Annotated in this window: 10 protein-coding genes; 5 read left to right on the forward strand and 5 right to left on the reverse strand. The window is 49.4% G+C overall.

Features of this window, described 5'->3' with window-relative positions:
* The first annotated feature begins 128 nt into the window (after positions 1–128).
* On the forward strand, positions 129–1,589 hold the full coding sequence (locus tag VV1_RS20300) for a sulfatase family protein (protein WP_043921192.1): 1,461 nt from the start codon (positions 129–131) through the stop codon (positions 1,587–1,589).
* A 22-nt stretch (positions 1,590–1,611) separates the two neighbouring features.
* Here VV1_RS20300 and VV1_RS20305 read toward each other — a convergent pair whose 3' ends face one another.
* Positions 1,612–2,823, reverse strand: a complete 1,212-nt coding sequence (locus tag VV1_RS20305) for an anaerobic sulfatase maturase (protein WP_011082006.1) — start codon at positions 2,821–2,823, stop codon at positions 1,612–1,614.
* 161 nt (positions 2,824–2,984) lie between these two features.
* Between VV1_RS20305 and VV1_RS20310 the strand changes: the two genes are divergently transcribed.
* Both VV1_RS20310 and VV1_RS20315 read left to right on the forward strand, forming a co-directional pair.
* Complete coding sequence (locus VV1_RS20310) at positions 2,985–4,478, forward strand: sulfatase family protein (protein ID WP_011082007.1); 1,494 nt, start codon at positions 2,985–2,987, stop codon at positions 4,476–4,478.
* On the forward strand, positions 4,475–5,941 hold the full coding sequence (locus VV1_RS20315; protein ID WP_011082008.1) for a sulfatase family protein: 1,467 nt from the start codon (positions 4,475–4,477) through the stop codon (positions 5,939–5,941). Before VV1_RS20310 ends, VV1_RS20315 begins: the two co-directional genes overlap by 4 nt.
* Positions 5,942–6,017: 76 nt before the next feature.
* On the opposite strand, the gene VV1_RS20320 is transcribed toward VV1_RS20315, so the two are convergent.
* Positions 6,018–8,537 (reverse strand): polysaccharide lyase family 8 super-sandwich domain-containing protein, encoded by a 2,520-nt coding sequence (locus VV1_RS20320; RefSeq protein ID WP_011082009.1) that lies wholly within the window; start codon positions 8,535–8,537, stop codon positions 6,018–6,020.
* A gap of 370 nt (positions 8,538–8,907) precedes the next feature.
* Between VV1_RS20320 and VV1_RS20325 the strand changes: the two genes are divergently transcribed.
* The gene (locus VV1_RS20325; protein ID WP_011082010.1) at positions 8,908–9,612 is read left to right on the forward strand and encodes a DUF445 domain-containing protein; all 705 of its coding nucleotides are present in this window, start codon (positions 8,908–8,910) and stop codon (positions 9,610–9,612) included.
* Positions 9,613–9,721: 109 nt separating this feature from the next.
* On the opposite strand, the gene VV1_RS20330 is transcribed toward VV1_RS20325, so the two are convergent.
* The gene (locus VV1_RS20330) at positions 9,722–10,216 is read right to left on the reverse strand and encodes an Lrp/AsnC family transcriptional regulator (protein WP_011082011.1); all 495 of its coding nucleotides are present in this window, start codon (positions 10,214–10,216) and stop codon (positions 9,722–9,724) included.
* A 366-nt stretch (positions 10,217–10,582) separates the two neighbouring features.
* Between VV1_RS20330 and VV1_RS25015 the strand changes: the two genes are divergently transcribed.
* A complete protein-coding gene (locus VV1_RS25015; protein WP_015728451.1) occupies positions 10,583–10,747 on the forward strand; it encodes a hypothetical protein in 165 nt (54 codons plus the stop codon).
* A 10-nt stretch (positions 10,748–10,757) separates the two neighbouring features.
* On the opposite strand, the gene VV1_RS24125 is transcribed toward VV1_RS25015, so the two are convergent.
* The gene (locus VV1_RS24125) at positions 10,758–11,006 is read right to left on the reverse strand and encodes a hypothetical protein (RefSeq protein WP_011152832.1); all 249 of its coding nucleotides are present in this window, start codon (positions 11,004–11,006) and stop codon (positions 10,758–10,760) included.
* Between the two features lie 328 nt (positions 11,007–11,334).
* On the reverse strand, positions 11,335–12,828 hold the full coding sequence (gene putP, locus VV1_RS20335) for a sodium/proline symporter PutP (protein ID WP_011082013.1): 1,494 nt from the start codon (positions 12,826–12,828) through the stop codon (positions 11,335–11,337).
* Between the last annotated feature and the right edge of the window lie 63 nt (positions 12,829–12,891).

Consider the following 12,891-nt stretch of genomic DNA (forward strand, 5'->3'; position numbering starts at 1 on the left):
TTTTATATTTATGATATGAAGATCAAAACTCTGTTTCATTTTTTATATTCAATGCATACATAGTTCACAAAAATAGATAAGATTCGACAATATAATTGAACCATCATTTCATTTAATGGGAGTTGCGTGTGAATTTTGCTCTATTGCTCATGGACCAGACCCGAGCGGATATGCTTGGTTGTTATGGTCATCCTGTGGTCCAAACCCCCAATATGGACAGCATTGCCGCGGCGGGGGCACGCTTTGAACAAGCGTTTTGCGCCTCTTCTGTCTGCACGCCGTCAAGAACCTCTTTATTCACTGGCAAGATGCCCTCTCACCACGGCGTGATGTGTAACTCGGATAAAGAGGGCGACAAATGTGACGTACCGCTTGAGGACGCTAACCTGATCAGTGAGTTGCCCAACCACCAGCACATTTACATTGGTAAATGGCACATCGGCCATCAAAAACTGCCGCAAGAATACGGTTTCGTTGGTCACAATTTTGATGGCTATGCCTACCCTGGTAGTGGTGTTTACCAAAATCTGGCCTTTGATAGCGTGCCACTCAACGGCAACCGTTACCAAGAATGGCTACATGAGAAAGGATTTGCCCTTCCCAAAGTTAGCGACTGCACCTTCGGTAACAACCCCAATCTGAAAATCCAAGAGTTCTATGGTTTGCTCCATGCCCCCGTTGAAGCGTCGATTCCATATTTTTTGGTGGATGAAGCCATCAGCCACATTGAAAAGTGTCTGCAGCAAAATCAGTCCTTCACCTTGTGGATGAATTTCTGGGGCCCGCACACGCCTTGCATCATCCCAGAGCCCTACTTTTCAATGTACCAACCTGAACAAGTGACCTTTGATGAAAGCTTCTACCATCCTTTGATTGGCAAACCGGAGCACTACCAAAACATTGCCAAAATGTGGGGAGTATGGAGCCTAGACGAAGAAATCTGGCGACACATTGTCTGCAAATATTGGGGGTACATTACGCTGATTGACGACGCCATCGGCCAATTGCTCGACTTCCTCAAACAACACGATCTCTACGATGGGCTGTTTTTGTCCATCTCCGCCGATCACGGCGACGCGATGGGTGCACATCGGATGATCGAAAAAGGCGAGTTTATGTTTGATCAAACCTATCGTGTGCCGCTGATCATCAAAGACCCCAATGCAAGCCAGATCGGCGCTCACTATGATGATTTGGTTTACCTGCACGATCTCACCGCCACTTATGCCGACATCGCCAGCGCCAAGGTGCCGGAGAGTTTCGATGGCCAATCTCTGCTGCCGATCTTACGCCAGCAAGCAGGGCAAAGCGTGCCCGTTCGTGAGGGCATTCTTGCTCAGCAAAATGGCCATTTCACCCCCTACCCACAGCGCATGTGGCGCACCAAAGAGTACAAACTGGTGTTTAATGCCAGCGGCCGCAGTGAGTTGTATCATCTGCGCCACGATCCGCAGGAGATGCACAATCTGATTGATGATCCAAACTATGGCGAGATCAAACAATCGATGATTGAGGCCATGTATGCGGAAATGCAACGCTACCACGATCCGTTGTGCACGTGGTTTTATCGCATGAAGGCGGTGATTTAGTCACCGTCAGGCCAGAGTGACATCATTGTTCACTCTGGCGCAAAAACTGACGGTAAGAGGAAGCAGGCAATTGACGACGCAGGCACTCTCCCATTGCGCGAAGGTAAGGCTGGATATGCGAGAAAAAGGCAAAATACCCCGCGCAGAGGTAGTGTTTCGCCGTTAACGACAGCTCGCCATTGTCATCGATACGTTGGGCTGGGCAAGCCCCATGACACAAATGACGCTGGCTGCACCCTTGGCAATGCAGTTGGCTTCCCATGGGTTTGCGCAGAGAAAACTGCTGCTGAATGGGGGTTTCAATCAAGTCGGGATAATCTCGCTCGCGCACATTGCCCAGCTTAAATTCAGGGTAGACGAAGTGATCGCAACTATACGCATCGCCGTTGTGTTCAATTACCAGATTATCGCCACATTGCGGTGCATGCACACAAATGGATGAAGGCATCCCCAGTTGCATGCCCAAAGCGTTATCAAAATGACTGACAAACACTTCCCCCATGTCGTACTGACGCCAAGTTTCAAACACATCAATCATAAATTGACCAAATTGCTCGGGGGAAACGCTGCGCGAAGAGACCCCCTCACCTTTGACCGGCTCGACAATAGGAATGAACTGAATAAAACGTGCGCCCAATGCTTTTAAGTGCTGGTAGACCCTTTTGCCATCCGCACCATTGTGGTTTTGCACCACCGTCAGCACATTGAATTCGACTTGATGCTTTTGCAATACCCGCAAGCCGCGCACCACCTGATCATAAGAACCTTTGCCACTGCGTGTTTTGCGATAGTGGTCATGCAACTCTTTATCCCCATCAAGGCTAATGCCCACCAAAAAGTGGTGGCGACGAAGAAAATCCCCCCACTGATCATCCAGCAGTATCCCATTGGTTTGTAAGGTATTGACGATCTGCATGCCTGCCCGCGCGTGTTTGCGCTGCAACGCCACCACGCGTTGATAGAATTCGACGCCTCTGAGCGTCGGCTCACCGCCTTGCCAACCAAAAGTCACTTCAACACACCCCGCAGGCTGACTTTCAATATAACTTTTGATGTGCGCTTCCAAAGCGTCATCACTCATGTCAAAGCGCTTGGTTTGCGGATAATACTCGGTTTTGTCTAGGTAAAAGCAGTAATCGCAATCGAGATTGCAAACCGGACCAATCGGTTTGGCAAGAACATGGAACGGGCGTTTTGCTCGTGGCTTGGTAACGGGGATGTGTGCTGGTTGCATTCGCCTATCTCAACAAGTAAGTAACTTTGTTAATTTTACTTATTTTTTTTAAAACATCTTTTTATTTTATTATCACTGTGATCAATGACAGGTTTTTGAAACATCATTTCAATATAATAAATGCCCATATAGAAAGTGCATAATATGGCCCCTAAACCACCATGAAAAAACCGAACTTACTCTATGTTTTTCCTGATCAGTTTCGGCTGATGTCCCTTGGCATATGGCAAGACCCACACTATCAATCGCTGCTGCCAGGCAAGGGCGACCCCGTGTTGACACCCAACCTAGACCACTTTGCCGAGCAAGCCACCTTGCTCAGCAATGCCGTCAGTAACTGCCCGGTTTGCAGCCCTCATCGCGGCAGCTTATTCACCGGCCAGTTTCCGTCAAAAAGCGGAGTGCCGCTCAACTGCCATTCCGATCGCGTTTCCTCCCAACTGCCTGAAAAGGCACGCTGCTTTACCGATGTGCTCAGCGATGCCGGATACTACCTAGGCTACATTGGAAAGTGGCACCTTGATTGGCCAACGGAAAACGACCCTGCTAATCCTGGGCAGTATGTGGATAGTAAACGCCCCGCGTGGGACTCCTACACCGAGCCAAACCGTCGCCACGGCATTGATGAGTGGTATGGCTATGGCACGTTCGATCAACATTGCAATCCGCACTACTACGACACCATTGGGCAGCGCCATGAACCGCGCAAGTGGTCGGCAGAACATGAAACCGACAAAGCGATTGAGTTTCTTACGCGTCATCAACAGCAACGACCAGAGCAGCCCTTTGCTTTGTTTGTGTCGATGAACCCGCCACACAGCCCATACTCGAGTTTGCATGACTGCCGTGAAGCGGATTGGCAGCGTTACTGCGATCAACCTTTAACGTCGTTACTCACGCGAGACAACGCCGACCATCACATGGAAAAAGCGCACAGTGCCCCGTTCTATTTCGCCAACGTGACGGGCGTCGACCAAGAGTTTGGTCGCTTGGTCGACACATTAAAAACGCTGGGCGAATGGGAGAACACCATTGTGGTCTTTACCAGTGATCACGGTGAAACCTTGTGTAGTCATGGCGTGACCGACGCCAAAAACAGCATTTATAACGAATCCCTCTGTGTCCCCTTTTTACTGAAAGACGCAATGCAAAACCAAGCGCAGCAACACCCTGCGTTTTTGAGCAGCGCAGACATCATGCCCACCGTATTGGGATTGATGGGGCTAAGCGATTTGTGCCCCGATGACATTCACGGTCGCAACCTAGCAGAGGTGTTTCGCTCCCCCTCTGTCGCGGTGGGCCCAACTTGCGCCCTCTATTTAAAAAACATCGATAGCCCACCCTGCGCGGATGGCAAGATCCGCGATTACTTTGCCGTCTCGCGAGGGATAAAAACCGAGCGTTACTCGTTGGCGCTGCACATTGACGCCTTTGGTCAACTCAGCGAGAGCCAATTTTTCGACAATCAAACAGACCCCTATCAAACCAACAACCGCCACTTTGACCCGAATGATCCTGTCGTGCGTCGCTTACTGCACGCCATGGCTCAAGAACTGGTTCGAGTGGATGATCCGTGGGCAGAGGAGCAAGTGCTTGCTCACCTTCTTCCCTATGATTTGTTTACTCAGGTTGGCATCAATAAGGAATTTTCATGACAGACCACACGCCCCCAAACGTTATCATTCTCTACGCCGATGACCTTGGCTTTGGCGACTTGAGTTGCTACGGCGCCAATGACATCCCAACCCCCAACCTCGATAAGTTGGCCCAAGAAGGGCTGAAGTTTCATCAAGGCTACGCCACTGCTGCGACCTGCACTCCTTCTCGTTATAGCTTGCTCACGGGCTCTTACCCGTGGCGCAACCCGAAGGCAGCCGTGCTGCCCGGTGATGCACCACAGATCATCACCATTTCTGATGCCACTATGCCAAAGATGTTCCAAAAGGCTGGCTATCGCACGGGGATCGTTGGCAAATGGCACTTAGGACTCGGCAATGGCGATCTCGATTTCAATCAAGAAATTCAAGGCACGCCAAATGATGTCGGTTTTGATGATTCATTCATCATGGCCGCCACCAATGACCGCGTACCTTGTGTTTACATTCACAATCGTCAGGTGGAAAACTTAGACCCTACCGATCCGATTGAAGTGACATACGATTGGGAGCACGCCTTTGCCGATGTCCCCAATGGTCGCCATAACCCTGAACTGTTGGATGTGATGTACGATCACGGCCACGATGGCACCATCATCAATGGGGTCAGCCGTATCGGTCATATGCGTGGTGGGCAGTCCGCCATTTGGAACGATGAAACCATGGGGGAAGAGTTCGCGCAAAAAGCCATGGCGTTTATCGAACAACACCAACATCAGCCCTTTTTCCTATACTACGCACTGCATCAGCCGCATGTGCCTCGCATACCTAACCCACGCTTTCGTGGCGTTACCCCTCACGGCGCGCGTGGCGATGTGATTGTCGAAATGGATTGGTGCATTGGCCAAGTGCTCGACAAACTTGAGCAGCTCGGACTCAAAGAGAACACGTTGGTGATTTTCTCCAGCGACAACGGACCCGTGCTCAACGACGGTTATAAAGACCGAGCGGTAGAGCTCAATGGTGAGCACCGCATGGCAGGGCCGTTGCGTGGTGGCAAATACAGCCTGTTTGAAGGCGGGACTCGGGTGCCGTTTATCGTGCGTTGGCCCAATGGCATTGTCGATGGAGAAACGGATGCCCTGTTCAACCAAGTGGACCTCTACCACTGCTTTGCGCAGCTAACCGGCATTGAGTTGCAAGAGCAGGAAGCGCCTGATAGCAAACCGCTGCTCGAGACCTTACTGGGCAAAGAACACCAAGGACGCCGCGAAATGGTGCTGGAAGGCATGCAATATAAGAAAGTCTTCCGAGACCAACGTTATGCCTATATCCCGCCACATGATGACGACTTCATCTGCCAGTACACTGGCAATGAAAAAGGCAACCTCTCTCGCCCTCAGTTGTACGATTTGCACGATGATTTGGGGCAGTTAAATAACCTTGCCGAACTCTATCCAGAAAAAGTCACCGAGTTCGCCGCAGCGCTGGAGCGTCATATCACAGCCCCGCGTACACGTTAAATAACCGCACTAAACCAAAGAGCCCGATGAAAACATCGGGCTCTTCTTTTATCGAAATAAATCACTGAACCTGCGACTACTGCGAGCGCGACAGAACCAGTTGTGGCGCTTGGGCACTTTCTCGACTGGAGAAACTGACATCAGATTTGCCACTGGCGCTACCAAGATTCTCAAGCACCAAACTCACAACCCCAGATTGCATCAACGCGCTGATATCAAGCTCAACCCAGCGGTCTATATCTGCGGGGGTGATGCCAACGCTCGGACCCGTGGCCACGTTAGCGGGTAACGATGCCCAACTGATGTTGGACTCGAGCCAGTCGCTGCTCGCCAAGCGTGAGACTGTCACCGTTCGCTCCACATCGCTATTGACATTACGCACATGCAATCGCAGCGTCGCGTTGGTGGTCGAGTCGATCCCTTGTCCACTCAGATCAAATTGCAGCACCGTTTTTCGGTTGTAACCCGTGCCGTCTTTCTTCACCACAAGATAACTGTTGCTGCCAAAAGATTGGCTGGCATATTGACCATCGCGGACAAACGCATCTTGTGAAACCATCACCGTTTGAGGAGGTGTAGGTAAGACAGGAGCGGAAAAGTCGACCAACACGCCCTTGCCCATCCATCTTGGCTCTGAAGACGTCTGCACTGTGGTGTGTTTACTCACTCCTCCCTTGTCAAAGCTCACTTGTACCTGTGTGCCTTGCCCTGGCGTTGATAAGGTCACGACCGGATCCGCGGCCGATTGATCAATCAGCACCACACTAGCTTGGCTGACCGACAAGGTCGAACCGTCGTGCAAATTGATACTCCCGGGTTGATGGAAAATCACGCCGGTGACGTTCAAACCTTGATGATGCACCGCCTGCAGAGTGTTGCTGTTACTCAGTACCGCGATCGGGGATTGCTGTGCGTAAGCCTCCACTTGAGATGCCGTTCGGTTCGGCACAATGATGTATTGATAACTGGCGTTTGTTGGCTGCCAACTGTGGCCAATTCTCAACATAAACACCTCATCGGACACCACTTCATTCGCCTGACCACGATTGATGTCGTACCAATTACCCGATTGGGTTTGGTTGTTCATATGCCCGTACCAGTACGCAGGGAAAACGTAGCCAATGCCGTCATGATGCACCCAAGACGCATTGACCAAGGCGCGACTGCCTTTTTCATACACCGCACCGTCGACCGTCACCGGTCCTTTTAATCGAGTTTGGTTGACCGATGTATTGACATACTCATTTCTCGTTGAGGCTATGCCAGCGCCTAGCGCCACCATTTCATCCTTGAAGCTAAACCACGCTTTCTTCGCTTGCGTGCCATAGGCATTCATGTCCATCACTGCAACGCCATAACGACCATCAGAAACGCCGCCAACAAAGCTCGTGTTCATCACGATGCTTCCCCAGTCGGCGGGTTTCTCCGCAAACTGAGGGGCAGTCACACCCGGAACCAAAGCCCAGTTCCACACGGGAAAGAGATTGTGGTACTCATCACCTCTTTGCATGATAAACATGCTGCCAAAGCCGAGCCAATTGCCCAATAAGTTTTCATTGTTGCCCGCTTCCGTTGGCTCTATACGCAATGAGTTCATCTTTACGCCAATAAAGTGATTTTCCCCAACCTTGCTTGCATAGTCAGAGCGCCAAAATTGCTTAAAGCCTTCGAAACCAGCCCCCTCTCCTGCAACATGACGACGAAACTGCTCCGCTTCCTGAGCACGTTGAGGTGACAAAGCGGCAATATACTGACTTTGCTGCTGCAACGTCGATTTGTCCACGACTTGAACACGACTGATTCCTCGACCACGGGCGTTATAGTCTAACGTTCCGTGGCTGTTCATCCAACGGACCCCTTCCAAGAAATAATCGCTGAGCAGATCAATTTGCTCTGGAGAGAACTTCCATTGCAAATCTCGTACGTGATAAGCCCAAAATGACGCGGTATCAAAAAACACTTCCCCATAACCACCGGTATACAACTGTGCACCATGTTGTTGGAATGAGTAATCCGCTTGTACCCCTTCGGCTTCGGTGATCACTATGGTTTCCGCAATCCCCTCTAAACCACGCTGAACTTGCGCAGCATCATTCGCCAGCAAACCACCAAAAATGACCGCTTTGGAAAGATCGGTTCGATTGGCGCCCGTTTTGTACGGCGCACTCGGCATATCGCCTTGAATTAACGTTTTTAAATCACTCGGCAGTGCACTGCCTAACATCAGCGCAGCAGGCCCCAAACGAAGTTGTTTACCAATCTCGTTCCACCACCAATTTTTATTGGTTCGATCGGCGGAATACCAATAATACATCGCCTCAATCGCTGCTTGCGCGTAACCCGTTTGGGGAAACAAATGTTCGGCAGCGGCCAGCACTCGAATGCGATCTAAATGCTCTCGGATCGGCTTCTCATCCGTCGCCACGATCGTATAGTCGATGTCTGGCCAACTTCCGTCGGCCAACAAGGCATCGCGATACTGCGTTGCCAGCCCAGAAAGCGTCTGGCCCTTATTGTCTGCGTTGCGAGATGCTTGCTGGGCGAAATCTGGAGCAACGCGCTGTGATAAGGTCATCACTTCATTCGCCAGACTCATAGGAGCCGCAAGCAAAGCAGGAAAAACGGAACGGAAGAAGGAAACGTGGTTTTTTTCATTAACAGGTCCTCTGTCGGGTGGATGTGTAGGGGAATGGCCGATCATTTGTCAGCCACGTTATTGTTGTTGTGATAATTATTAATAAGAGCCACCCTACGCTCGCTCAAATAAAACGCAATTTTATATTTATAAAAATAAAGTTCCGATCTCAAAATATCGCCAATACAAATGCAATGAATTGAATAATTTTCAACCAACTCTAACGACTAACAGCCACAACGTCATCCGCATCAACCCTGTGGCAACCAGCACCAATTAGGATTAGAATTCCGCCATCCGAATAACCAACGATAAAAACGAACACGATAAAATGAACAAAAGCTTATTGACCAACGTGATTGCCTTAGCGGCTTTGGCAGCAGGTTTCGCGCTGAAAAACGACTACCTTCTTTATGCTGGCTTGTTTGCCTTCTCTGGCGCCATTACCAACTGGCTAGCGATTCATATGCTGTTTGAAAAAGTGCCGGGGTTATACGGCTCAGGCGTCATTCCTGCGCGCTTTGAGGAGTTTAAAGCGGCGATCAAAAACCTAATGATGGAACAGTTTTTTACCAGCGAGAACATCGATAAGTTTCTCAGCAAAGAGATGGCCGGTGGCAAGAGCTTCAATCTTGAGCCCATCATTGCCAAAGTCGATTTCAACCCAACGTTCGACTCGCTGGTTGATGTTATCGCCCAATCGCAATTTGGGGGCATGTTGGCGATGTTTGGCGGCACAGAAGCCTTGATTCCCCTCAAACAACCATTTGTCGAGAAGATGCAGCAAGCCATGGTGGATCTCAGCCACAGCGACACCATCAAGCAGGCATTGAAAGAAGAACTCGAAGCGCCCGCGATGATGGAAGAGATCCAACAAAACATTGAAAACATCATTGATCAGCGTCTTAACGAGTTGACGCCTAAGTTGGTGAAAGAGATGGTGCAGAAGATGATCAAACAGCATTTGGGCTGGCTTGTGGTTTGGGGTGGCGTGTTTGGCGGCCTGATTGGTGTCATCACTTCCGTCGTTGCTTAGCCACTGACCGCAGCAGAAACAACAGAGGGAAGCCCAGTGCTTCCCTCTTCTATTTTGGCGCTGACTTGCCCCCTCACTGGGGTATATCCCGCACCGCTGACCTGTCGCGTTACTTTTGGTACAAGGTCGACAACAGCTCTGGGTTCACACCAAAGCCCGTTTTGTGCTCCTCAATCACCACTTCGCTACGCGTTTGAATCACCCCCGGCAGAGTACCGAGCTTGCTCGACATAAACTCTTGATACGCCTTCATGCTTTTGACACGCACTTTGATCATAGTGTCAAAATCGCCCGACAATGAGTAACACTCTTCAATCTCCGGCATATCGGCGACGGCTTTGGCAAACTTTTCAAAGATGGAAAAGCTGGTTTGATCAAGACGAATATGAATAAACACCTGAACATCCAAGCCCAACTTTTCGGCATTGAGTTCAGCGTGATACCCCTTGATGTACCCTTCTTTCTCTAAACGTTTGACTCGTTCAGAACACGGTGAGGTGGTCAAGTTGACCTGCTTAGCCAGCTCAACCACCGGCAAACGGCCTTTTAAATGCAAGATGCGTAAGATTTGCAGATCGATGCGATCCAACGGGTAACCAGACATCCTTCGTCCCTTATCATTTTTTTTGCCAGTTTACTGGCTAACCCAGTTCGCTATCAATAGCTGAGAGTTTAATGAAATGTAGGGAGTTATTCAGTAGAGATATTTTTCGATGGTTAATAAGATTTTTTTCTTATTTTTCTGTCAGTTATTGAACTTCTCGATGAATTTAATGAGCCAGAAAGAAAAGAGTCTTTATTCTAAACAGAGATAATGCAGGCAGACGATATGAATCATAATGCATTATACAGAATGATATTCCCATGTCGTTTTTACGCAGCAATATTTATAACAACTCAAGCTGCTGTCAATCTACTTTACTCGTCAGTTTCAACCGGCACTTTAAAGCGATTGAACACAGGAGAAAGCATGCAAACCGTCATGATTAAATACCAGCCTTTTGGCATCGGCGAGTGGACGACCCTTTACGTTTCCACTGATGTGGCGAACGCACTAGAGAAAGAGTATATGAGTTACGGTTGGCCTGTAGAGGTCAACCGTGAGTGTACTGAGCTCGAAAGCGATTTCGCTTAAGTAAGAAGGTCTAACCGATCGGTTGAACCATTTGCGGTGAAAGGGATTTCACCGTTGCTGTATTCTGCGTATTACAGTAACGGCAGAAATGCTGAGGTTCCATGTGGTAATAGTGCTCACCGGAAACAAACTTAGTCATCAGTTGGGTAAAACTTTGTAGCCGACTTGAAAACGTATCACTCTGCTCTGTCTGACAACGACGCATAACGACTTTGTGTGCGGTTGTTTTTTTACACGCTGAGCAATAGATTTCTGGCATGACCCTTCCCCTGATGTACGAATGCTGCTAATGACAATTGACACATTTTGACCAAATTAATTCCACACTCAAAAAGCGCTTTTTAATTTTTGTGCTCTAGGTACAAAAAATAGTTCTGCAACTTCAACAAATTGCGATCTTTGTCGCCCAATGCCGTGCGGATTGAACGCAAGAATAAAGCAAACATTTCGTGGATTTGTTAGCGGCAAGAAAAGATTCTGTCGGTAGTTAAAAAACAAACCCCTCACCAGTATCACCAGCGAGGGGCTCGATTATTTACAATGTAAATTGAGTATCGTGTTCGTTCTTGTTGAACACGAGATCAAGATTACTCTAGCTCAACCAACTTTTTCTCAAACTCACGGTGCTGCTCTAAAACGGTGTTGTCAGCGCCACCAGTGAGTTTGCTCACACCAACAATCGCGATGGTTGAGAAGATGATTCCCGGTACGATTTCGTACACGTCAAACCAACCGCCAGTCAATTGTTTCCAAACCACGATAGTGATACCACCAATCAGGATACCCGCCAGCGCGCCGTTGCGGTTCATACCTTTCCAGTAAAGGCTTAGCACAACAGCGGGACCGAAGGCGGCACCAAAACCAGCCCAAGCGTAAGAGACAAGGCCCAATACCGAGCTATCTGGTGTCATGGCGAGGATAAGCGCGATGATAGAAATCACCACCACACCAATACGGCCCACCATCACGATTTCTTGCGAGCTTGCGTCTGGCTTGATCACTTGCTTGTAGAAGTCTTCCGCCAATGCTGAAGACGAAACCAACAGTTGAGAGTCCGCAGTACTCATGACCGCGGCTAGAATCGCCGCCAACAAGATACCGGCAATCACTGGGTGGAACACGGTGTTCACCAGCAGCATGAAGATTTTCTCGCCGTCGGCCAGTTCAGTACCCGGATGGCCGTTAACCCATACAAGGCCAACCAAACCAACCAGAATCGCACCTGCCATCGATAGCGCAGTCCAACCCACCGCAATACGACGAGCCGTACCCAGTTCGCGGTTAGTACGAGAGGCTTTAAAACGCGCCAAAATATGTGGCTGACCAAAATAACCTAGACCCCAAGCGACCAGTGAAATAATCGCAATTGCGCTAAGTGGCTCGCCTTTGGCATCGTTCCACAGCGTCAGTAGCTCTGGGTTAATGTTGTGCATGTCGGTCGCCAGTTGGCCAAAGCCCCCTTCCATCACTGCAATAGGAACAATCATCAATGCCGCCGCCATCAACAGGCCTTGCACTAAATCCGTCCAAGAAACCGCGAGGAAACCACCAAACAAGGTGTACGAAACCACACACAAGGTGCCGATGATCACCGCAGTGCTGTAATCTAGACCAAACACAGTTTCAAACAGTTTGCCCCCTGCAACCAGGCCTGAGCTGGTATAGAAAAGGAAGAACAACAGAATGAAGAAAGCAGAAATTGTCTGAATCAGTTTTGATTTGTCATCGAAACGACGTGACAAGAATTCAGGCAATGTAAGTGCATCCGTTTGAATACTGTAAGTACGAAGACGCTTGGCACTGACTAGCCAGTTTGCCCAAGTACCCACCAACAAACCACCAGCAAGCCAGAACGACTCGATACCCGCGGCGTAAGCGTAACCTGGTAGGCCTAACAACAACCAACCACTCATATCCGACGCCCCAGCAGACAGCGCCGCTGGCCATGGACCTAAGCTACGACCACCCAAGAAATAATCACTTGAGCTAGACGTTTTCTTATAGGCGTAAACCCCGATCGCCACCATAAGAATCAAATAGGCAATAAAAGTGCCCGTAATAGCGAAGCTACTCTCTATCATTAGATAGTCCTCATTAGAATAATAATCCTTCCTTGGCTCCCCCAAACGGCGTGGGGGAGCATG

This window comes from Vibrio vulnificus CMCP6, from assembly GCF_000039765.1.
Taxonomy (GTDB): domain Bacteria; phylum Pseudomonadota; class Gammaproteobacteria; order Enterobacterales; family Vibrionaceae; genus Vibrio; species Vibrio vulnificus_B.

Excerpts from the sequence above, each read along its gene's own strand:
- VV1_RS20305 (WP_011082006.1), bottom strand. The coding sequence starts at position 2,823 with ATGCAACCAGCACACATCCCCGTTACCAAGCCACGAGCAAAACGCCCG.
- VV1_RS20310 (WP_011082007.1), top strand. The coding sequence starts at position 2,985 with ATGAAAAAACCGAACTTACTCTATGTTTTTCCTGATCAGTTTCGGCTG.
- VV1_RS20315 (WP_011082008.1), top strand. The coding sequence starts at position 4,475 with ATGACAGACCACACGCCCCCAAACGTTATCATTCTCTACGCCGATGAC.
- VV1_RS20320 (WP_011082009.1), bottom strand. The coding sequence starts at position 8,537 with ATGAGTCTGGCGAATGAAGTGATGACCTTATCACAGCGCGTTGCTCCA.
- VV1_RS20325 (WP_011082010.1), top strand. The coding sequence starts at position 8,908 with ATGAACAAAAGCTTATTGACCAACGTGATTGCCTTAGCGGCTTTGGCA.
- VV1_RS20330 (WP_011082011.1), bottom strand. The coding sequence starts at position 10,216 with ATGTCTGGTTACCCGTTGGATCGCATCGATCTGCAAATCTTACGCATC.
- VV1_RS25015 (WP_015728451.1), top strand. The coding sequence starts at position 10,583 with ATGCAAACCGTCATGATTAAATACCAGCCTTTTGGCATCGGCGAGTGG.
- VV1_RS24125 (WP_011152832.1), bottom strand. The coding sequence starts at position 11,006 with ATGCCAGAAATCTATTGCTCAGCGTGTAAAAAAACAACCGCACACAAA.
- putP (WP_011082013.1), bottom strand. The coding sequence starts at position 12,828 with ATGATAGAGAGTAGCTTCGCTATTACGGGCACTTTTATTGCCTATTTG.